The organism is Acinetobacter sp. PK01 (assembly GCF_022819285.1).
Classification (GTDB): domain Bacteria; phylum Pseudomonadota; class Gammaproteobacteria; order Pseudomonadales; family Moraxellaceae; genus Acinetobacter; species Acinetobacter tandoii.
This window is the reverse complement of record NZ_CP094643.1, coordinates 922,013-943,221: the sequence shown is the minus strand read 5'-3', so window position 1 is coordinate 943,221 and position 21,209 is coordinate 922,013. Positions and strand designations below refer to the sequence as shown.

General features: G+C 40.8%; 17 protein-coding genes and 1 pseudogene. 7 read left to right on the top strand and 11 right to left on the bottom strand.

Features of this window, described 5'->3' with window-relative positions; translation table 11 throughout:
• Window positions 1-204: 204 nt before the first annotated feature.
• Window positions 205-1,224 carry an AraC family transcriptional regulator gene (locus MP622_RS04505; protein WP_243792724.1) on the top strand — a complete coding sequence of 340 codons (1,020 nt, stop codon included), beginning with the start codon at window positions 205-207 and terminating at the stop codon, window positions 1,222-1,224.
• Between the two features lie 78 nt (window positions 1,225-1,302).
• Here MP622_RS04505 and MP622_RS04500 read toward each other — a convergent pair whose 3' ends face one another.
• Genes MP622_RS04500 through MP622_RS04480 form a run of 5 tightly spaced genes read right to left on the bottom strand, consistent with a single transcriptional unit; the run spans window position 1,303 to window position 6,191 of the window.
• Complete coding sequence (locus MP622_RS04500) at window positions 1,303-2,250, bottom strand: transporter (RefSeq protein WP_243792723.1); 948 nt, start codon at window positions 2,248-2,250, stop codon at window positions 1,303-1,305.
• 49 nt (window positions 2,251-2,299) lie between these two features.
• Window positions 2,300-2,830, bottom strand: a complete 531-nt coding sequence (locus tag MP622_RS04495; protein WP_161932772.1) for a flavin reductase family protein — start codon at window positions 2,828-2,830, stop codon at window positions 2,300-2,302.
• A gap of 29 nt (window positions 2,831-2,859) precedes the next feature.
• The gene (locus MP622_RS04490; RefSeq protein ID WP_243792720.1) at window positions 2,860-4,098 is read right to left on the bottom strand and encodes a styrene monooxygenase/indole monooxygenase family protein; all 1,239 of its coding nucleotides are present in this window, start codon (window positions 4,096-4,098) and stop codon (window positions 2,860-2,862) included.
• A 45-nt stretch (window positions 4,099-4,143) separates the two neighbouring features.
• The gene (locus tag MP622_RS04485; RefSeq protein ID WP_243792719.1) at window positions 4,144-4,929 is read right to left on the bottom strand and encodes an SDR family oxidoreductase; all 786 of its coding nucleotides are present in this window, start codon (window positions 4,927-4,929) and stop codon (window positions 4,144-4,146) included.
• Window positions 4,930-4,931: 2 nt separating this feature from the next.
• A complete protein-coding gene (locus tag MP622_RS04480) occupies window positions 4,932-6,191 on the bottom strand; it encodes a dienelactone hydrolase family protein (protein WP_243792718.1) in 1,260 nt (419 codons plus the stop codon).
• Window positions 6,192-6,655: 464 nt separating this feature from the next.
• On the opposite strand from MP622_RS04480, the gene MP622_RS04475 reads away from it, so the two are divergent.
• Window positions 6,656-7,996 carry an aromatic acid/H+ symport family MFS transporter gene (locus tag MP622_RS04475; protein WP_243792717.1) on the top strand — a complete coding sequence of 447 codons (1,341 nt, stop codon included), beginning with the start codon at window positions 6,656-6,658 and terminating at the stop codon, window positions 7,994-7,996.
• A gap of 70 nt (window positions 7,997-8,066) precedes the next feature.
• Here the strand turns inward: MP622_RS04475 and MP622_RS04470 are convergent, their stop codons facing one another.
• Entirely contained in the window at window positions 8,067-9,056 is a 990-nt protein-coding gene (locus tag MP622_RS04470; RefSeq protein WP_243792716.1) for an AraC family transcriptional regulator, read from the bottom strand.
• 455 nt (window positions 9,057-9,511) lie between these two features.
• The gene (locus MP622_RS04465) at window positions 9,512-10,987 is read right to left on the bottom strand and encodes a PLP-dependent aminotransferase family protein (protein ID WP_243792715.1); all 1,476 of its coding nucleotides are present in this window, start codon (window positions 10,985-10,987) and stop codon (window positions 9,512-9,514) included.
• 105 nt (window positions 10,988-11,092) lie between these two features.
• Here MP622_RS04465 and MP622_RS04460 point away from each other — a divergent pair, with 105 nt between their 5' ends.
• Both MP622_RS04460 and MP622_RS04455 read left to right on the top strand, forming a co-directional pair.
• A complete protein-coding gene (locus tag MP622_RS04460; RefSeq protein ID WP_243792714.1) occupies window positions 11,093-12,319 on the top strand; it encodes a benzoate/H(+) symporter BenE family transporter in 1,227 nt (408 codons plus the stop codon).
• A gap of 164 nt (window positions 12,320-12,483) precedes the next feature.
• On the top strand, window positions 12,484-12,936 hold the full coding sequence (locus MP622_RS04455) for a GNAT family N-acetyltransferase (protein WP_243792713.1): 453 nt from the start codon (window positions 12,484-12,486) through the stop codon (window positions 12,934-12,936).
• A gap of 56 nt (window positions 12,937-12,992) precedes the next feature.
• Here MP622_RS04455 and MP622_RS04450 read toward each other — a convergent pair whose 3' ends face one another.
• Entirely contained in the window at window positions 12,993-14,456 is a 1,464-nt protein-coding gene (locus MP622_RS04450; protein WP_243792712.1) for a PLP-dependent aminotransferase family protein, read from the bottom strand.
• A gap of 90 nt (window positions 14,457-14,546) precedes the next feature.
• Between MP622_RS04450 and MP622_RS04445 the strand changes: the two genes are divergently transcribed.
• The 3 genes and pseudogenes from MP622_RS04445 to MP622_RS04435 form a co-directional block, all read left to right on the top strand.
• Window positions 14,547-15,323 (top strand): aldolase, encoded by a 777-nt coding sequence (locus MP622_RS04445; protein ID WP_243792711.1) that lies wholly within the window; start codon window positions 14,547-14,549, stop codon window positions 15,321-15,323.
• Window positions 15,324-15,335: 12 nt separating this feature from the next.
• Window positions 15,336-16,220 carry a dihydrodipicolinate synthase family protein gene (locus tag MP622_RS04440; protein WP_243792710.1) on the top strand — a complete coding sequence of 295 codons (885 nt, stop codon included), beginning with the start codon at window positions 15,336-15,338 and terminating at the stop codon, window positions 16,218-16,220.
• 81 nt (window positions 16,221-16,301) lie between these two features.
• Window positions 16,302-16,834 (top strand): annotated as a pseudogene (locus tag MP622_RS04435) (sigma 54-interacting transcriptional regulator); the annotation flags it as partial.
• A 562-nt stretch (window positions 16,835-17,396) separates the two neighbouring features.
• On the opposite strand, the gene MP622_RS04430 reads toward MP622_RS04435, so the two are convergent.
• The 3 genes from MP622_RS04430 to MP622_RS04420 all read right to left on the bottom strand — a co-directional run bounded on the left by MP622_RS04430 (window position 17,397) and on the right by MP622_RS04420 (window position 20,983).
• Complete coding sequence (locus MP622_RS04430; protein WP_044737992.1) at window positions 17,397-18,512, bottom strand: NAD(P)-dependent alcohol dehydrogenase; 1,116 nt, start codon at window positions 18,510-18,512, stop codon at window positions 17,397-17,399.
• Window positions 18,513-18,545: 33 nt separating this feature from the next.
• The gene (locus tag MP622_RS04425) at window positions 18,546-20,000 is read right to left on the bottom strand and encodes a benzaldehyde dehydrogenase (RefSeq protein WP_243792709.1); all 1,455 of its coding nucleotides are present in this window, start codon (window positions 19,998-20,000) and stop codon (window positions 18,546-18,548) included.
• A 101-nt stretch (window positions 20,001-20,101) separates the two neighbouring features.
• Window positions 20,102-20,983: a transporter gene (locus MP622_RS04420; RefSeq protein ID WP_243792708.1), complete on the bottom strand. Its 882-nt coding sequence runs from the start codon at window positions 20,981-20,983 to the stop codon at window positions 20,102-20,104.
• Between the last annotated feature and the right edge of the window lie 226 nt (window positions 20,984-21,209).

The following is a 21,209-nucleotide window of genomic DNA, read 5'->3' as shown; positions in this document are numbered from 1 at the left end:
TAAAATAAGGATCTTGATTCCTTCACTGAATACTTGTTGAAAGCAGCATTTTTTGGCAATTCTGGTCTGTATCTTGCATTGATCTTTATATATTTTGCGCACAACTGAATCATCTAAGTGCAGTATTTACATCCCTTCAAAATTCTTCCGAGCAGAATTTTCAAAGGTGAAATACAAGCAGGAGTTAGCCAAAGGAATAACGATATGTATCAAGCCAACTCTTCTGAATTAAATGGACGGAATTTCCAGCAGGAATCTATTTTTTCTCCCCATAATTTACTCTTCAACCATCAAGATATAAATGAAACCTGTAAAAATGTAGGGCAAGTTTTTAAGCCTCACCTGTTAAAAATCTCTAAGCCACAGAAAAATTTTAGTGCAACCATGCACCATGTTAAAACAGGTGCCCTATCCATTAGCCGTTTAGTCTACGGTGCGGATGTGATTATAGAACCCGACCATTTAGACAAATTTTATTTAATCCAAATTCCAACCCATGGTTATGCCGAAATTGAATTTGGACGTCAAAAATTCATGTCCTATTCGCAAGTCGCATCCATCATCTCACCGCAACAATCTTTGCGGATGCGCTGGCATGCCAACTCTCCGCAACTTATTTTAAAAATTTCTAAAGATGATTTTCTGCATCATTGTCGCCAGCATATTCCTGACACTGACAACACTCCGCTTATTTTTGATCCTAAACTCGATTTTACCACCCAAAATGGCAGCTACTTTTTGCAATTGCTCCGCACCTTAATGGATGCACTGGCATGCGACAAACATCCACTGCATCATCCATTGGCTTTTAAACAGTTTGAATCGAATCTATTAAACGCGCTGATTTATGGGCAGCCCAATAATGGCTTAGATAAAATTGACTCTCATAAAGACAAAACCATTTCGCCACACTTTATTAAGCGGACTGAAGCCTATATCCAACAACATTTACATGAGCCGTTAAGTGTGGAAACGCTGGCCGAACAAGCGGGTGTAAGTGTACGTACGCTATTTACGGGCTTTAAAAACTATTTGGGCACGACCCCAATGGCATATCTGAGAGAATTACGTTTTGAGCAGGCGCACTTAGAACTCGTACGAAATGAACACTTAACCGTTACGGACGTGGCATTTAAATGGGGATTTACGCATTTAGGTAGATTTTCTCAAGAATATAAAAGACGCTTTGGAACTTTACCGTCATCTACACGTCGTTGTAGCTAAGGCAATTTAAATACTATCTGCAATAACTCATAAATTAATTGCCTTTTATCCTGCAAGGGATAAAAGGCATTGTTTTAATTAGAAATGATGAATATAACGAACTTGCATCCGCGTCCCTTCAGGACGATTTTCTGCATCTTGTTCAAAATAGGCATTGGCCACTACATGGTTATTCGGTGAAAAACTGTACATCGCACCTGGACCAATTGCCCAAACTTTTTCTTTACGTCCTTTTACTTTCTCGCCATCCACTTCGGTATCGGTAATTTGCTTTAACCAATACCCATTCAGCCCTAAGCGAAATTGTGGCGTAACTGCATAATCTGTTGCAAAGTTAGCATGTAATGCCTGTCCTGCTTGAATCTCATCTGCACCTGAAAATGCATAACTTGGATCATCATTTTTAAAATTATACAGATAATGCATACGTGTCGAAGCTGTCCATTTGGGATTAAACCAGTAGGTTGCCGCCCAATACGGATTCAACGAAACTGCATGATTACTTGGGTTGATATCTTTTTGTGAACTGTAATCCCCTGTTGGCAGGTTCACTTGGAATTCAATCCGATGTACAAATTTGGGACCCGCTGCTCCCATAATTGGATCGAATTGTACAAAAGGACCAATCATGATGTCACCAAAACCACCCTGTGATTTGATTGCCATTTGATTTAATCCATCATCCATATCCATTTTGCTCACAAATGGAATCAGAAAATTCATCCCTAAACTGGCATGATCGCCTAATCTTACATTAGACAAATAACTGACTTGTTCAACCAGTACTTGATAATTCAGATCTGTTTTGGGCAAGCCCAATTTATTTCCCTGAGCATCGACCAATTCATCACTGTCATAGTTTTGAAAATAGGTTTGTGCATACCAACCCGTTCCAGCAGGTAAGCCGCCATCTAAAAAACTGGTCATGCCTAAATTTACAGTTGGCAAATCATAGGCTTGAGCCATGACAGAAATACAACTCAAACTACAGAGCAAAACACTTTTTTGTACTACATGAGACTTCATTGTTTTTTCCTAAATAAAAAAGTCACGATGAAACATCGTGACTAAATCTTTAATTGCTTAGCTCTGGATGAGCAGCCGCGACTCGGTATTTCCCTGCATGGAAAACCAATGGCTCTCCCTGCCGTTGTTGATATTGCTCAATCTGACCAATAAAAATAAGGTGATCACCTCCTTCATATTGGGTCACATTTCGACAGACAAGGGTTGCCAGCACATCCTCCAGAATGGGTACACCTACGTCACATTCTCGATGTGCAATTCCAGCGAATTTATCGGCAGAAGCTTTGGCAAAATGCCCAGAAAGCAGATGATGTTCTTGCGCCAACATGTGAATGGCAAAGTGTTCTGCATCAACAAAATCTGACAGGCTTGGGGCCGTTTTAGACAAACTCCATAAAATTAATGGCGGGTCGAGTGACAAGGAGGAAAAAGAGTTGGCTGTCATGCCGACTTTACGTCCCTGCTTACTCCGAGTGGTAATCACCGTGACCCCTGTTGCAAACTGGCCGAGTAAATTCCGTATCTCTCTCGGGTTTTCTACATTTACTGGCTGTAGTGCCATATCTACAATACTATCCATCATGTCTAAGCTCCTTTTACCCAACCTGATTACGCAACTTTTTGTGCCGTTTTCGAAGCAATAAAATGCTGTGCCTGTTCGGCATCAAACCACCACGGCGCAAAGTCACGTGGGTCATCAAAGTTATTTGCCATCACTGATGCAATCGCTTGGTTCTGGCTGGCAGCGGCAAGTAATTCCACGACATGCGGTTGTGGTGGCAACAGCAGACTATTGGTCCATGCCACGACTTTTTCGGCGTATGCCCAATAGCGCTCAAAGGTTTGTTGCATCCATGCTTCACTAAAGGCTTGATCATCATTAGACAAAATGGCATCGAAATAGATCTTGCTGCATTTGGCTGCATTATTTGAGCCTTGACCAGTAATTGGATCATTTACAACTAAGGCATCTGCCATACCAAAGACTTTTTTGCCTGAAGGCAGCGTCAAAACAGGTTTACGCACTGTTGGTGGGAATCGACCTGCCAAATAACCGCCTGCATCGGTAAGTTCAACATTGCTGCAACGCTCAAATTCCCATGGCGCATATTTTTTAAGCAGTTCAAGACTGCGCTGTAAATGCTGTTCAGGCGTTTGTACATCTTGCCAACAGTCCATAGGGCCGTTGGGTATGCCTTCAAAAACCATAATGTCGCATGGTCCATTAATGGTCAGTGCTGGGAAAGAGAAGTATTCGCCCACTTCTGGAATGATGTTGAAAGTGACACGTGAATATGGGGAAACAGGTTTCATGCCTTTAACATAGGTCAGTGCCAAGGCACGTTGCGGTCGATCAAAAGTGCTTCGTTCCGCATCACGTTCAAACTGTTTGACAACCTCACCCTTTCCTGCGGCGAGCAAGACCAATTCATATTCATTGGCCAGTTGCTCTAGTTCTTCTATCCCAACATCCTGAATGATTAATCGACCACCACGTTTTTCAAATTCCTGCATCCAAAAGGGCATTTTCACGCGCTGATCGACCGATTGTGCATAGCGTTCCAGACGTGCACTCCATTCAAAGGCTTTGCCACCATGTTCAGGATTGACCAAAGCCAAGCCAATTCCTTCCACTGCAGGACATTGCTCTTCCCAAAAATTCAGCCCTAAATCCCGTTCAGTTTGTAAGGCAGTATGAAACATACATTGGCTAGACATGACTTTGCCCTGACGGATTTCATCAGCTGTACGGTTGGTAATTAACGTTACGTCATAGCCTGTATCTAACAGACCTAAGCCCAGTTGCAGACCTGATTGTCCTGCTCCAACAATTGCAATACGGCGCATGTGCTTCTCCAAATTTTTTAATGTTCTGAATAATGAATGTCTGTCTTAGCTGGCTAAGCGCGGAATGGCAGGTTGAGAACCTTCAGGTCCCATCACTGAATAGCCACCATCGACGGCATAATCTGCCCCTGTCACAAAGCTTGCTGCGGGTGAAAGTAAGAACTGCACCACATTGGCGACTTCTTCTGGATGCCCCAAACGACCCAATAAGTGATAATCCGCTGCAACGCCATCTGCTTTTTCACGGTTGTTGCCGCTGACTTCGGCAATCACCCGCGACCATGTCCAACCTGGGGAAATCGAATTGACCCGAATACCATCAGCGGCAAAATCCATGGCCATACTTTGAGTTAATTGGCGAATAGCCGCTTTGGATACGGGATATAACCAGCGTCCTGTTTGCGCATACTTGGCAGAAATCGAAGTAAAATTCACAATCGAACCACGATGCTCTTTTAAGTCTGGATAAAAGGCACGCGTTAACTCCACTACAGACAACACATTGACATCCAATGCCTTTAGCCAGTCCTGACGCGAGGACTGAAAGCCATCATCTAAGTAAGTACATGCCAAGTTCACCAAACAACTGACTTCCCCCAAATGCTGATGAATGTTCTTGACTGCCTGTTGAATCGCCACATCACTGGTCAAATCCACTTGTATGAACATCACGTCATAAGGAAAACTTTCTGCAACTTTCTTTCCGTTGGCATCGATATCTAGAATGGCAACGCGTGCGCCTGCATTCACCAAAGCCTGAACCACGGCCTTTCCAATGAGGGTTGCACCGCCACTGACCACGGCAACCTTGCCTTTTAAATCAATGTTCATAATCACACTCCCTCACCAATGGGTTTACCTTCGCTGCTGTTCCATGACGGCATCAGCGTATTGGAAGGTAAATCTTCATTCAGGAGTTTTTTAGCCGTCTCAACACCGGCCACAGGCAATCCCTCAGGGTTGAGTAAACCAATTTGCACTAGTACCGATGCCTGATCCCAATAAATATGTTCATGACACAGTTTAGAACCGCGAAATTGAATAACACCCAGCATTGGAATTTCGACGTATTTGCCTGTTGGTTTCACCCCTGGCAATAGCCAATCAATTTCGGTGTCGTGAGTAAAACTCATGATAAATTCATCGACCACCTGTGTTGATCCCACCGTGCGTGATATAGAGGTAATCTTCATGTCTTCAGGGTTTTGATGGACAAAATGGTAACGATAGAAACGCGCTAACTGACTTTGCCCCACACCACCTGTTAACGTTGGAATGTGATTTACATAAGGTTCAGCCACCATGGTTGCCATGGTCGCAGGGACATCTCGTGTATCAAACTCATGCCGAATATGCTCTTCCCATAACGCCACCAAATCATAATGTGGTCCAATCGTGTCATGCAGTGCAGTCACCGTTCGCTCATGGGCAAATCGGGCTGATGGTTTGTGGTAATGTTCACTTTTCGGTCTAGCAAAAGCATGATCGACATCTTCATAGACATAGGCTTTGACATTGCTATATTGACTCGCGGCTTGCAAAATCGCTTGTCGTGCGTCTGGTGGGGTGAATTGATCTAACTCTGCAGTATGCAGCACCAAACGTCCTTTTAGGTTAGCTAGCTCATCCAGTACATTTTCTAAACCAACCCCGTAGTATCCAACGGCGCAAGCAACTTCTGGTAAACGACAGGCAGCTAAATACGCCAGTTTTCCGCCCAAGCAATACCCAACAACACCCAGCCCTGTAGACGTATCACATTCAGGTCGTGTTTGCAGATAAGTCAGACTGTCCTGAATATCTTCTACCCCTAAATTTTCATCGTATTGTTGATAAAGTGCATAAGCTTTTTGAAAATCTTCTGGGGTATAGCCCAATTCAATATTGGCCGCACTCCGCCAAAACAAATCAGGAACAAGAACGGTGTATCCCTCTTCGGCAAGAAAGTTTGCCTTTTCCCGCATTGCGGCATTGACCCCAAAGATTTCCTGACACAACACAATGCCTGGACCTTTACCTGAAGATGGGGCGACCAAGTAAGCACTAAATTGTTTACCAGTCTCGGTTTTTATCTGAATCGTTTGACCAGCCATAATCGTCAACTCCTGACTTTGTTATGGCTTTATCTTCTATCCAAATTTTTAGGATGACTGTCCAAAAGCTGCGAGCACTATCCAATCCATGCGCAATTCTAAATTGCGTGTCTAAATATGGATGCTTCTTTTGCTTGCACAGGTGACAAAAATAATCTGTTAAAAAAAACGATCCAGCACGAATGGAAAAAATGGATGAAGTTCAGGAGTTAGTGGATAGTCCTCAAAGTATAAAAATAGTTCAATCAAGATATGTTCATACCTCGCGATAGCGCAACTTTCTCTACCGTTTAAAAAGAGTCTTTCTGTCGATCAGAACAAGGCGATGACTCTGGTGTAAATCGAACACCTTTCACTCATGCGCGAACATTGCTAACGCAAAATTCATCCATCAATGCCATGAGTAAATTTGTACAAAAAGGGTCAATCCAACCGAGCTAAAACATACATTCAAAGGAAGAATTATGAGAACAATTGAAGTAAATCAGATTATTAATCGGGAGAAGCTCTCCCCCCTACAATGGCTCGTTTTTATACTGGGTTTTTTGGTTTTTTTCTGTGATGGTCTAGATACAGGAATTATTGGCTTTATTGCACCTGCTTTACTGGATGATTGGGGCATTAGCAAACCACAACTGGCACCCGTACTCAGTGCCGCATTGGTCGGCATGTCAATCGGTGCGATTATCTCGGGGCCCCTGTCCGATAAGTTTGGTCGTAAAGGCATTATTGTCACAACCACCCTTTTATTCTCGGTGTTTACCATTCTTTGTGGCTTTGCTAGCTCTACCCAAGAACTGATGATTTACCGTTTTATTACAGGGGTTGGATTAGGTGCAGCCATGCCAAACATCAGTACAATGGTATCTGAATATATGCCAGTTAAGCGCAAAGCCTTTCTCACAGGACTCGCAGGTTGTGGTTTTATGTTAGGCATTTCTTGTGGTGGTGTATTGTCCGCTTATTTACTCGAAGGATTTGGTTGGTCGAAAGTCATTATTCTTGGCGGTAGTATTCCTTTACTATTGGTCATTGCATTACTGCTTGCTTTACCTGAATCGACACAATCGCTGATTGCGCGCAACCGCCAAGATAAAGCACTCGCCATCTTAGAAAAAATTCAAGGACATCCGTTTAGCGAACCTGTGAAACTGGTGTTACCACAAACCGAAACCACCAATGAAAATCCTGTAAAAATTGTATTGGGCAAATACTTATGGGGTTCAAGTATGCTGTGGTTATGCTGTTTTACCAGCCTCTTGGTGTTTTATCTTTTAACCAGTTGGATGCCAACTATTTTAAAAACAGCGGGCTTTAGTACACAACAATTTAGCTTAATTGCCGCCATCTTCCCTTTTGGTGGTGTAATTGGCGCAACCATCATGGGTTGGTATATGGATAAGGTGAATCCAACCACCGTAATCAAATATGCTTACCTCATTGCGTTCGGCTTATTCCTTGTTGCAGGTGTAGTCAGCTCAAATATTTTATTGCTTGGCATCACCATTTTCTTGATTGGTGCATTGCTTGCAGGAGCACAGTCATCACTCCTACCATTAGCAACTATGTTCTATCCAGCCGTTTGCCGCGCAGTTGGTGTGTCTTGGATGCATGGTATCGGACGGATTGGTGCGATCTTGGGGGCATTCTTTGGTTCCCTTATTTTCACCTTTAACCTAAGTTTAGGTGGCATCTTCTTTGTACTGGCTATCCCAACTTTCATTTCATTTATGGCTTTAACCCTAAAAGTCATTTATGAAAAATCTAAAACTAAAGCAATCTATAACTTAGAAAATTCAGTCTAAACCATTTGTATATTGCATTAAAAAACCCCTGATGAAATTTCTCAATCAGGGGTTTCTTATATCTCATCATTTATTCACGTGACTTATTTTTAGTTTCACTCGGCTTTTCACCAAACTCCTCTTTATAGTCTTGGGAAAAACGACTGAGGTGGGTAAAACCCCAATCATAAGCCAGTTTTGAAATCGATAACTTAGCATTCATATTGGCATGACTTAAAATTCTATAAATTTGCTGCAAGCGATATTTGCGCAAAAAAGACATCGGGCTAGTACCATAATATTGCTGAAACTCATCATACAGCTTTGACTTTGAAACACCTGCCAAACGTTGTAAATCATCAGCACGAATATCTTCATGCGCATGTTCAATAATGAAATTTTTAACTTTGCGAATATAGACCGGCTCTTGTTGCTGTGCATGTACTTTCAATGCCGCAGAATAATTATGCTCTTGAGAAAGCAATAACGCCTTAATCACAAAATTTTCATAATCATCAGACAGCATTTGTAAGCCAAAAAAACCATTATTCTGTGCATTAAACTGCAAGAAATTTTGGATGTTTTTCCACCATGCATGAATTAATTGAGTTGAATCGATATGCATTTCTGGATTAAAAATAATAGGCTGGTCAATGGACTGATTTAACAAATCCGCCAAAACCATATGCATACTTCGCTCAGGAATCACGACCTGTAATTTCTGACAATCACGGTTAATAACTAATTCCTGACAATCATTATTCGAGACAATTAACCCTCTATTCTCATCCGAAACATAATTTTCACCACGAATACTTAGCGCCTGTTTCCCCTGTAAAGGCAAGCTAATACTGTAAGCTTTTAAATTGGAAATATTGATGGCAACATTTGCACCATAACGAATCGTACCAATCGCCATTTTCCGATTAGGCAAACGCATACCATCGTAATGAAAATCTAAGGTATCGCGTGCACTTGTATCTAAACGATGTTCGCCACAAATGCTCGACATTAAATTCTGAGCAAAATCTGCTTGCCGAGAATGGTGGTTCACATTCATCTGTTGGCTGAGTGATGTCATATCCTTTTCACCTAGCTAAGACCCTATTGCTTAAAAAAGCAACTTTTATGCCAATCAAAATCCTTCGATTGGTCATTCTTCTATCCTTTCATTAAAACTATATATCAAGACAGAATCTTTTTCTTTTTTTAAAAGAAAAATTTAATTTTGTGAAATACCTCTAGAGTATATTTTTATATCAAACTGATTCATCGCGTTTGTTTTTGTTATATTTTTTAGAAGCTTTTCCGACTCCACAATCAGCATCGTACACCCATAAATCCTTTTTCAACGACAAAATATACAGACTTATATTCCAATTGCTTTTTAAAATTCTTATCACTAAATAATGCATCAATAATTCTTAAATGTATGCATAATAAAGAAGCATCTATAGTGAATTTAATTATGTGCATAGCAAAATTAGTCTTCTCATATTTTAGAAACTAACGGGCATATTTTAAATTATCAAAAAACTAATACAGAGATTGCGCAAGCTTTTTAATATTTGCTTGTATTTCATCAGGCGTATGTGCTGCATAACCAAACAGTACGGCGGGTCTTTGGGATGCGACTTGACAATATCTGGATAAAGGCTGTACAGCTAAACCCACTTTTTCACATTCAATAAGAAATTCTTTTTCAGTCCAACCATTCTTAAGCCAACAAACTAAATGAATTCCTGAATCGGTAGGCTGTACAGTTAGTACATCTGAAAGATAGGTTTCAATTGCTACAATTAAAGCCTGTTGACGTTCGTAGCAGGCTTTACGGACTTTACGTACATGTCGTGCATAATGACCATCTTTAATAAATGCCGCCAGTGCCACCTGTTCCAGATAGGAACTACGCGTGTCGGTATAATATTTTGCCAGACTAAAAACTTCAATTAAGGCTTCAGGAACGACCATAAACCCAAGTCGGAATTCAGGAAACATCATCTTAGAAAATGTGCCTGCATAAATCACACGATGCTGTTCATCTAAACCTTGTAATGCTTGTATAGGATGCGTTCCATAACGAAATTCGCTATTGTAGTCGTCTTCAAAGATCCATTTTTGATATTGGGTAGCCCAGTCCAATAAAGCAAATCGGCGAGCAAGGCTCAGAGTGTCACCAAGTGGAAATTGATGTGAGGGAGCTGTGTAAATGAGTTTGCTTTCAGCATGGTCATGAATAATTTCTTCAACTCTCATCCCCTCCTCATCACTAGTAATAGGGTTTACTATGGCACCAAAACTACGGAATATATTTAAGGCTGCGTCATAACCCGGCTCATCTAAACACACTTGGTCATTTGGCTGTAACAGCGCATATGCAGCCAAATGAATTGCCTGTTGTGTTCCATTCACAATCAGAATTTGTTCTTCCTGACAGTTTAATCCTCGTGTTGACTTAACATAATGACAAATTGCCTGACGTAAAGGCAGATAGCCTCGTGGATCATGAAATTGGCCTAATTGATAATAAGATTGTCGCCATGCACGCCCTAATAATTTCCCCCAGAGTTCATGTGGAAATAAGTCGACACAGCCTACACCCACATGAAATATTTTCTTCTCTTGACTTGATAATGTCTGCTTATTCCAATGAAGCAACAAATTAGTGAAATGTGGATTAATGTTGATGCTTTGCGTAGGTTGAGATTTTGTCTGGGTTATATCGTTTTGAATTTGAATTAATTGGTCTGGAATGACAGCAGCAACATAAGTTCCTGAACTTGGTTTAGTGACTAAATAGCCTTCATCGAGCAAACGTTCTAATCCCGCCAATACAGAATTACGGGAAATGGACATCATCTCTGCCAAATTGCGACTTGAGGGTAGTTTTGTTCCCCCAGATAGACGGCCTTCTAGAATTGCATCTCGTAAAACACAATATAAACCATCTTTTATGGGTTGCCCTTTAGGCAAAATTAAATGTGGAAAATAAGCAGAAGATGACGTTGTCATAGTGAACTGGTACTTCTAAAAACACCCAAACTGTATCTTATGACAATACCATGATTAAAAATACACTCAACGCTTTCATGGTTAAAGTTTTCAGAGGTTGGGGTTATGTCGGTTCGACTCGCAGTTTTTCACCGTTATTCCAAGGATTTACTCCCTCCTATTTTGGCAGGATTAATTTCGGTAATTGTCAATTATGGGAGTACATTCATTTTAATCTTCCAAGCAGCACAAATGGCAGGACTTAGCCCAGAGCTTACAGCTTCATGGGTATGGTCGATTTCTATTGGTGTTGGTATTACTGGAATATTATTAAGTTGGTACACTCGAGAACCCATCATTACGGCATGGTCTACTCCTGCTGCTGCATTTCTCATTACTGCTCTTGCAACTATTCCCTATGCTGAAGCGATTGGCGCATATTTACTTTCTGCCTTAGCCTTCGTAATTTTAGGAGTTACTGGTTATTTTGAAAAACTGATTCGCCTCATTCCTGTAAGTATTGCGTCAGGTTTGTTGGCAGGGATTTTATTACAATTTGGTATAACTGCCTTTACCAACACCATAATCGACCCACTTCTGACCCTGTCATTATTTCTAATTTATCTGGTTGTTAAACGTTTTTCTGCACGATATGCCATCGTCAGTGTTTTGGTTTTTGGTTTTATTTTTTTAATCATTCAGACTCGAATTGATTTTGCAGGATTTGAATTAAAATTAGCATCACCGATTCTTACTGCTCCTGATTTTTCCATCAATTCCACATTAAGTATTGCCATGCCTTTATTTTTAATCACATTAACAGGGCAATATATGCCAGGTTTACTGGTCTTAAAAAATGATGGATTTAAAACCAATGCCAAACCCATTCTTATTGTCACAGGTTTAGGTTCCTTCATCATGGCACCTTTTGGCGCTCACGCATTTAATCTTGCAGCAATTACCGCTGCAATCTGTACAGGTAAGGAATCTCATGAAGATCCTTCTAAACGCTGGATAGCAGGAATTGCCGCGGGAATATTTTATATTTTGGTTGGGATTTTTGGCGTCACACTCGCTGCAATATTTACAGCATTTCCAATAACATTTATTAGTACGCTGGCAGGTCTTGCATTATTAGGCACTATTACTGGAAGTCTAACCAATGCTATGAGTGATGGTGAAAACCGTGAAGCAGCTTTAATTACCTTTCTTGCCAGTGCTGCCAATATTACATTATTGGGGATTGGCGGAGCATTTTGGGGATTGATTTTAGGCTTAATCGCCAATTGTGTCTTGAATGGAAAATTTAAACGATTTGTTTCAGATAATTTTATAAATACGGTGAATGATTAGAAATCTTCAATATGCTGTTGGAAGTATTTTTTTCACGGCGTTTGGTATAAAAATCTTAAACTGGTACTGTAAAAAATACGAAAACCGTATCTTAAAACAGTACCATATCAAGATTATGCTTTACCAATCAATTTTTAATCACCAAAAATGATGGGAACATCACTATGCAAAAGCACAATATTCAAGTAATACCAGCGCAGTATCAAGACTACCAACAATGGCTACCGTATTGGCTTGCCTATCAAGAATTTTATAAAGTTAATTTATCTCATGAAGTCACACAAACCACATGGCAACGCTTTTTTGATGATGCTGAACCTGTGTACTGTGCTGTTGCCAAAGAAGGCGACAAAGTTTTAGGCTTTGTCCATTATGTGATTCACCGCTCAACTTGGGCAGAAACAGACTATTGTTATTTAGAGGACTTATATGTATCGCCTGAATCACGTGGGCAACACGTCGGGAAACGTTTAATAGAATATGTCCAAAAACAAGCGCTTACTCAAAAGTGTGATCGTTTATATTGGCATACTCAAGAGACAAACCAGACTGCTCAGAAACTTTATAACTGGATCGCTGAAAAACCTGGAATTATTGAGTATCGTATGCCTTTATAATTAGGTTATGTAGCAAAGCCAAAGTCCACAAGATTTTGGCTTTTATATTTTTCAACTTACAATTCAGTCATGAAAATTTGATGTAATGTTTGAATAATCTTGGTTATTTCAGTTTCATTCAGTGCAGCAAAGCCAAAGCGTATGTGAAAATATTCTAAACTGGTATTTTCTACACAAGAACCAAAGCAATATTCAGAATCAATCTGCAAATGACTTAAAGCTTCAGTATAGTGAGTTTGATAAGCTAGATTAAACCGCACCCATAATGCCATTCCCCCTGCTGGTGCAGTAATTTCAACGTTGTCCTGAAAAAATTGCTGAAAAGTCATCACAGCAAAATCTCGACGATTTTGATAAATTTTGCGCATCTTCCTTGTATGCCGCTTGATTTCACCTTGTTGCATCAACTCTGCAATCGCCAGTTCTGTAATGGCATTGCCCTGCTTATCAATAAGTAAAATATCCTGTTTCATGGCTTGGATAATTTCCAAATCAGCAACCACATAGCCCACTCTTAAACTTGGTGCAAAGACTTTGGACAATGAACCGATATGAATCACTTTTTCAGCCGCAGGTAAACTGATTAAAGGAGGGATAGGACGACTGTCATAGTGGAATTCGTGATCATAATCATCTTCAATAATATAAAAATCAAAAGTTTTAGATAGTTCCAAAAGCCTTAGTCGCCGATCCATCGACATGGAAACAGTCGTTGGATATTGATGATGTGGCGTAGTGTATACGGCTGCAACCGAATGACTTTTTAGTATTTCTGTTAAGTGTTCGGTATCTAAACCATATTGATCTAATCTGACCCGCACAATTTGAAAATGGTTGGATAGGAAGGTTTCAACTGCTGGTGGATAAGACCACTGCTCCACGACAATGACCTGACCTTGTACTTGTGGCTTGGCAAGCACTCGAGCTGCAAGGAATATCCCCATTTGGCTTCCACGAACTATACAAATATGCTGTATTGTGGTCTGAATAAATCGCTCCATTGACAACATATTTAATAAGGCTTGACGTAATTCCAGCGCCCCTTGCGGGTCACCATACCCCATAATTTGCTGCCTCGTCACCTTAATCAAGGCATGACGATAAGCACGCGAAAATAACTCATATGGAATCAGCCGAGTATCAGGAATCCCATCATTTTTAATCGTCGCTTCCTGTGGAGTAGATAATTCAGTAGAAGTTTGAGCTGATGTCATTAGAGCTAATGCTGAGTCAAGTTTGAGATCGGGTAACTGTTCAGAAATAAACGTCCCTTGTCTTGGCTTTGAGACTAACCAGCCCTGAGCTTCTAAATCTTCATAAACGGATTGTACTGTTTTACGATTAATTCCCAACTCATCCGCTAAGGTCCGCGAACCTTGCAAACGTGTGCCCTGCTTTAATCGCCCAGACAAGATTTCCTGAATAATCTGGTTTGTCAGTTTAAGAAAAATAGTTTTTTCTTTACGTTCAGCAAGATGTAGTCGCATTTCCCACGATTGTTGCATGATTATCTGGACCATATAAGTTTTAAAAACTGGATATTTTCTACCATCCACAAGTTTCTTATTCTGCCCATGTCCAAATGACAAATCAACCGAATAGGAGGTCTTATGGAAACTGCACTACTTGATAAACAGCAGCTCATGCACAACGCTCAACAAAGTATGCAACAACATTTTCAAGATGAAGATTACACCGATCCACAAAAACTGGCCTTAACTTGCCGTATCTTATTTGATCATGGTCATGATGCTGGACTTGCTGGACAAATCACCAGCCGAACAGATAAAGGAAATACCTTTATTACTCAACGTTTTGGTTTAGGCTTTGATGAAATCACTGCGGCCAACTTATTAGAAGTAGATCAAGACCTGAAACCTTTAAATGGTGAAGGCATGGCAAACCCAGCCAACCGTTTTCATACTTGGATTTATAAAGAGCACCCCGAAGTGAATTGTATTATTCACACCCATCCAACGCATGTCGCTGCATTGTCTATGCTCCGTGTGCCACTCGTTATCTCACATATGGATACCTGTGCTTTGTACGAAGATTGTTCTTTCGTAGGAGATTGGCCTGGTGTTCCTGTTGGCAATGAAGAAGGGATCTTTATTTCTTCAGCATTGGGTAAAAATCGTGCTGTTTTATTGTCTCACCATGGACAGTTGGTCACAGGAAAAACCATCGAGGAAGCTTGTAATCTCGCAATTTTGATTGAACGTGCTGCACGCTTACAACTTTTGGCCATGGCGGCAGGTCAAATTCAACAGATTCCACACGAATTAGCCAAAGAAGCACATGACTGGGTGTCTACAGATAAACGCAACAAAATCAATTTCGCTTATTACGCTCGTAAAGCTTTGAAAAATCACTCAGATTGCATTTAAAGGAGAATAACCATGAAATTAGAAGGCATTATTGCTTACCCCATTACTCCTTTTAAAGCTGAAACACAGGAAGTTGATTTTGATGCATTGACGATTACGCTAAATGCGTTGCTTGAGCATCAATGTGATGCGATTGCACCACTTGGCAGTGCTGGAGAAAGTGCTTATTTATCTTGGCAGGAATGGCAACAAGTTGCTCAAAAAAGTATTGAAGTTGTTAATCATCGTGTCCCTGTCATTTTAGGAATTTCCGAACTCACGACCTCAATGGCAATTCAAAAAGCTCAAAAGGCTGAAGAGTTAGGCGCAGATGTGATTATGGTCATTCCTGTTTCCTATTGGAAACTGACGGATCAAGAAGTTTATGAGTATTATCAAAAAATTGCAGCAGCGACTAAACTCCCGATTATGGTCTATAACAACCCTGCAACGAGTGGTTTGGATATGTCGCCTGAATTAATTGTCAAAATGTTTGAAGAGATTGAAAACATTTCTATGGTCAAAGACAGTACGGGGGATATTCAACGTATGCATAAATTCCATGAGCTGACACAAGGGAAATTGCCTTTTTATAATGGCTGTAATCCTTTGGCTCTTGAGGCATTTTGTGCTGGTGCAAGTGGTTGGTGTACCGTTGCCCCAAATCTGTTAGGCAAACTCCCCAATCAGCTCTATCAAGCAGTCAAAAATGGAGATCTAACTCAGGCACAAAACCTTTTCTATAAGCAACTTCCTTTATTGCGGTTTATTGTGCAAGGTGGTTTACCCAAAACAGTGAAGGCTGGATTGAATGAACTAGGTTTCTGTGTCGGAGACCCTAGAAAACCTTTACAAAAGGCTAGCTTAGCCGAAACTAACCAGTTACTAGGTTTTATTAAGCAAGCAACGAGTATTTAATTTTATTGGTTTCTTAACGCTGTATTTGACTCTATAAAGTTAAGTACAGCGTGCAGTCAAGTTATGCATTTGCGCGAATTATCATTTACAAGTGCAGTTCGTAATTGGGCTGGATGCTTTGAACTTGCCGATTAAGGGATTTTATTTTTAGATTAAATTGTCGAGCCACTCGAATTACAAAGTAAATTGCTATACGTATTACATGCATGAAGGTACTTTCGAAAGAGTTGGAGAAGAGAAAATACGATACGTTGAAGTTAGGATTATTGCCGCGACTAATCGAAAATAAAAACTGACCCAGTAATATTCGTGAATTACAAAATGTGTTGGAACATGCATTAATCACGACCATACACGATGCTGTTTCTTTTCAATATTTGCTTGAACAAGAACCATCTCAGACCATATAGTCCAATCACGTCTCTACAATCGAGCAAGTACTGACGATACAACAACTCAAACCGTTAGAAACTGAAAATCTTAAATCAGCAATCAAACAATGTGAAGGTAAAATTTTTGGTGATGTTGGTGCAGCTAAACTGTTAGGTTTTAATCCAACGACACTGATTTTAAAATTAAACAAATGGGAATTAAATATTAAACCCCACTCTTGAAAGCATGATCATGCTTTTCAACCAGAAATTAAATCTTAAATCCCTTATGTATCTAAAAAGATTAATGTTTCATTACTTGCGTGGGGTTGGGACTTAAGACAGAGGCATTCCTGCCTCAGCAGGAAAATGGATATCAAAAGGCTTATTGGTAATAAATAACATCAAAACATCATTATCACTTCGCGCACCATGAAACATGATTGCCCCCCTCAGGAAGCCAGACAAAACTTCCGAGTCCAAACTCGTCCTCGCTCGTAGCCAAATATCTCTCTAATACATACATGCCGTGTGCGCAATTATGCCAATGCTCTACCGTGCTAAACCCAGCAGGATAGCGCAACCTCCAAATCATTATGCCTGTATCTGGGTCTTGCAAACAGGTTTTTACTGGTAATTCACTCTTTAAATGGAATAGAAATAAATTCCCACGGCATGGTATTGGTATTTCACACAAAAGGTTTATCCGTCATTTTCTATTCTTCCCAGCGTTCTTTTTTTAAATTTTTAAATGGAATAACCTGATGACATCAATATAATCAGGTCACTCCCAATTAACCCCAAATCAGCCAATTTTAATAATAGGCTTTAGTGTGATTCCTTTATGGCTGTCTAGTGCGGCTTGATTGATTTCATCAAAGGCATAGAATTTCACTAACCGATCAAATGGAAACTTTCCTTGTTGATATAGTGTAACTAGCTCTGGGATAAATTTCTTCGGTGCACCACTGCCTTCAACCACACCCATAATGGTTTTTCCACCGAGTAATAAATCATTCACATCAAACTGTGCCGTGGTTCCTAAAGGGGGTGCACCAACAACTGCTATTTTGCCTAAAATACCCAAAGCATCTATGCCTTGTTTTAAGATTTCAGGGCGTCCCGTAGACTCAAGTGCAAAGTTAATTCCACCGCCCGTAATCTCTTTGATTGCAGCCACAGGATCTTGCGTTTTACTATTGATCACATGGGTTGCACCCAACTGTTTTGCCAACTCCAAACGTGATTCGACAATATCAACAGCAATAATGGTTGATGCGCCACAGACTTTCGCCGCAAGCAATGCACTTAAACCTACCGCACCAGCGCCCCATGTCACAAAACTACTGGCAGGGCTTACTTTAAGCGCATTGATACATGCCCCTGCACCCGTTTGAATACCGCAGCCTAATGGTCCCAGTAACTCAATAGGAACCTCTTTGGTTACCTTCACTGCATTATTTTCACGACTTAAGGCATAAGTCGCAAAGGAAGACTGGGCAAAAAAATGATCGTGTACTACGGTATGATCATGCCTACAAATCGCACTTTTACCTTCTAAGTCAGCACCGCTGAAGTTACGTCCGAAGAACTCTGAGCAATAAGCAGGATTACCTGTATTGCACTGGGTGCATTTTCCACAATAACCATAACTTAACACCACATGATCACCCACTTGCAGGTCAGTCACATTTGGTCCAATCGCTTCAATAATTCCCGCGCCTTCATGTCCAAGCACAGCAGGCAATGGCACAGGATAATACTGATCACGGACAATTAAGTCGGTATGACACATCCCCGTCGCGACAACTTTCACCAGCACCTCATCACCTTGAGGTTGACGGATTTTAAGGGGTTGCAATTCAAAATCCGCGCCTTTACATGCCGTCACAGCGGCAACGATGTCTTTCATTTCGTTCATGCGATTACTTCCTGTAATAAATAATTTAACTGATTAAAAAGGATAATGTGGTGCTTGCGCCTGTACGGTCATCCATTGCCACTGGGTAAACTCATCCGCATTGGCAGGACCGCCAATACGCGTCCCATTTCCTGATGCACCAAAACCACCAAATGGGTTGACCGTTTCATCATTTACAGTTTGGTCATTGATGTGTAGTAAACCGACTTTAAGTTGTGTACCAAGCTGCATCGCACGTCCAACATTTGAACTAATCACACCTGCTGAAAGCCCAAAGTCTCCATCGTTAGCAAGTTCAATTGCCTGTTCATCAGTAGTAAAAGGAATTAGTACAGCCACAGGTCCAAAAATTTCTTCACTGAAAATTGGATTATTTGAAGTTACATTCGAAAGCACAGTTGGTTCAAAAAATACGCCATCAGCACGCCCACCCACTTCTAATGTTGCGCCTTCCGCAACTGCGACATTCACCAGTTGTTCGACACGTTGCGCTTGTTTAGCATTAATCAGAGGGCCAATGGTGACATGACTTTCACACGGATTACCAACTACAAATTTTTTGACTTTTTCGATCACACGTTGTTTGACTTGTGCATAAATTTTCTGATGGATCAGAATTTTGCCAGAAGTCATACAAATCTGACCTGAATGCAAAAATGCTCCCCATGCGATATTTTCAGCAGCCAATTCAATATCAGCATCGTCCAAAATGATCAGTGAGTTTTTACCGCCTAACTCCAAAGAGACTTTCTTCAAAGTTTTTGCAGCATTGGCACCGACTATACGCCCGACATTCGTTGATCCAGTAAATTGAATACTGGCAATATTTTTATCCAGTGTCAGTGCTTCCCCGACCTCTGCACCGCCTGGTAATACATGCAATAACCCCTTCGGGAGACCTGCTAGCTCAAAAATACGTGCTATGGCATAACCACTACACACGGCTGTACGTTCATCAGGTTTAAGCACGACTGCATTGCCTAATGCTAAAGCTGGTGCTACAGCACGTAAAGCCAAATACAGTGGAAAATTAAACGGTGAAATGACCCCGACCACACCAAGCGGTACGCGTTTTGCAATACTGAGTTTTCCATTTTGAGTTGGCAAGACTGTGCCCTGATCCATAGCAGGCAATCCGATACAATGCTTAAGTACCTGAATGGCGATACTCACTTCAAAACCTGCTTTAAGCTGTAAAGAGCCGCTTTCTTTAACTAGCCAATCAATCAAATCGGCTTGGTGCTCTGTGAGCAAAGCTGCTGCACGTTCAAAGACTGCTTGGCGCTCTTGATAACTCAATGCCCACCATGCCTGTTGTGCTGATTTACCTTGTTTGGCTGCATTTACCACATCTTGAGCAGCAGCATAGCCAATCTCGCCCAGCTCTTGACCAGTTGCCACTTCAACAACCTTGTATAACTGCGGGGCTGACTGCCATAAGCCATTGAACAGTTTTTTATCCCAAATCTCTTTTGTTAATATCGACATAATGACCTCGTTAAAATTGTCTTGAACAACCCATACATCATTTCACTTTCATCGTGGCAAAATTAAAGCAATGGATGTGTTGTCATCACACATGTTTTGAATTAGAAAATGTAAAAAAGCCGAAAGTTTAGTCCTAGTTCTTTCTTGAAGCCGCTTTCAACTTGAGTATCTGAAGCTAGCTGTGCACTCAATTGAGTTTTGGCATTCATCATGTGTTGAAACTCAAATCGTACTTGCTGCTTTTCCATGTTCTGATTGAGTCTGATGCCATCCAAAAATTGCTCGCCACCATAGTTTGCTGCATAACCGAATGCCAGGCGTTGCTTGGCATTCAAGTCATAACGTAAATTGACCTGTGTTTGATAACTGGTGTCTTGAGACAAGGTCTGATTACCCTTGCCCGCTTCATCATTATCCCCATACCAGATGGCATCTTGATAAAATTCGAAACCCCATTTGCCAGAGAGCGGTTGTACCCAAGCCAACTGCACATCGTATTTAAAGCGGTTTTCTCCCAGATTCACGGCGTCATATTTGTCATACTGGCCCAGTGGCAAATAAATAAACGGTGTAAGGGCAAGATAACGTCCTGAAGCTCCTTGTTCAGGTTGATTAATCAACCAAAATGCAGAAGCAATAATCAGGTCTGCAAAACCAGATGCATGATTTAAATGCACATCGCCAATTTGAGTATTTCGCACTGAACCAAATGGAATGACCACCTGAGGTGTTGCCCGTAATCCAGCGATGTCAGTGTAATGAATGAAGCGTGCAATCCCAATATCTGAACGGGAGTCGGCATCGGTTTTATCATCCCTTTGATAATAGCCATCCATTTCACTATGTTGATAGTAAAAGACACCAACATTGGTTCCTCTTGGGAGGGTTGTATAATCTCCGACATTGACATCAATGGCGTAACTCTGTTGAGTAAGCAATGCACCCAATATGAGTAATCCCGCATTTTTATTCGCAAAATGCATAACCTGTTCCCTTTTCTTTAATTTGTCCTTATTTACTCATTCCGAAGACTGAAAATTTTTATGGACATTCCATCCATAGCCGATGTGCTAATCAGTTCAATCTAGCGATTAATCAAATATGAGTCAGAGAATAATTGCAGTTTGCATGCCAAGTTTTTAATTATTTAAAATCAATATCTTAAAGTTAGACAAGGATTTACCATGTCCATCATATTGACACATTAAA

What these genes read in the sequence shown, in the direction of transcription:
- MP622_RS04505 (WP_243792724.1), top strand. Translation starts at nt 205, where the DNA reads ATGTATCAAGCCAACTCTTCTGAATTAAATGGACGGAATTTCCAGCAG.
- MP622_RS04500 (WP_243792723.1), bottom strand. Translation starts at nt 2,250, where the DNA reads ATGAAGTCTCATGTAGTACAAAAAAGTGTTTTGCTCTGTAGTTTGAGT.
- MP622_RS04495 (WP_161932772.1), bottom strand. Translation starts at nt 2,830, where the DNA reads ATGGATAGTATTGTAGATATGGCACTACAGCCAGTAAATGTAGAAAAC.
- MP622_RS04490 (WP_243792720.1), bottom strand. Translation starts at nt 4,098, where the DNA reads ATGCGCCGTATTGCAATTGTTGGAGCAGGACAATCAGGTCTGCAACTG.
- MP622_RS04485 (WP_243792719.1), bottom strand. Translation starts at nt 4,929, where the DNA reads ATGAACATTGATTTAAAAGGCAAGGTTGCCGTGGTCAGTGGCGGTGCA.
- MP622_RS04480 (WP_243792718.1), bottom strand. Translation starts at nt 6,191, where the DNA reads ATGGCTGGTCAAACGATTCAGATAAAAACCGAGACTGGTAAACAATTT.
- MP622_RS04475 (WP_243792717.1), top strand. Translation starts at nt 6,656, where the DNA reads ATGAGAACAATTGAAGTAAATCAGATTATTAATCGGGAGAAGCTCTCC.
- MP622_RS04470 (WP_243792716.1), bottom strand. Translation starts at nt 9,056, where the DNA reads ATGACATCACTCAGCCAACAGATGAATGTGAACCACCATTCTCGGCAA.
- MP622_RS04465 (WP_243792715.1), bottom strand. Translation starts at nt 10,987, where the DNA reads ATGACAACGTCATCTTCTGCTTATTTTCCACATTTAATTTTGCCTAAA.
- MP622_RS04460 (WP_243792714.1), top strand. Translation starts at nt 11,093, where the DNA reads ATGTCGGTTCGACTCGCAGTTTTTCACCGTTATTCCAAGGATTTACTC.
- MP622_RS04455 (WP_243792713.1), top strand. Translation starts at nt 12,484, where the DNA reads ATGCAAAAGCACAATATTCAAGTAATACCAGCGCAGTATCAAGACTAC.
- MP622_RS04450 (WP_243792712.1), bottom strand. Translation starts at nt 14,456, where the DNA reads ATGGTCCAGATAATCATGCAACAATCGTGGGAAATGCGACTACATCTT.
- MP622_RS04445 (WP_243792711.1), top strand. Translation starts at nt 14,547, where the DNA reads ATGGAAACTGCACTACTTGATAAACAGCAGCTCATGCACAACGCTCAA.
- MP622_RS04440 (WP_243792710.1), top strand. Translation starts at nt 15,336, where the DNA reads ATGAAATTAGAAGGCATTATTGCTTACCCCATTACTCCTTTTAAAGCT.
- MP622_RS04430 (WP_044737992.1), bottom strand. Translation starts at nt 18,512, where the DNA reads ATGAACGAAATGAAAGACATCGTTGCCGCTGTGACGGCATGTAAAGGC.
- MP622_RS04425 (WP_243792709.1), bottom strand. Translation starts at nt 20,000, where the DNA reads ATGTCGATATTAACAAAAGAGATTTGGGATAAAAAACTGTTCAATGGC.
- MP622_RS04420 (WP_243792708.1), bottom strand. Translation starts at nt 20,983, where the DNA reads ATGCATTTTGCGAATAAAAATGCGGGATTACTCATATTGGGTGCATTG.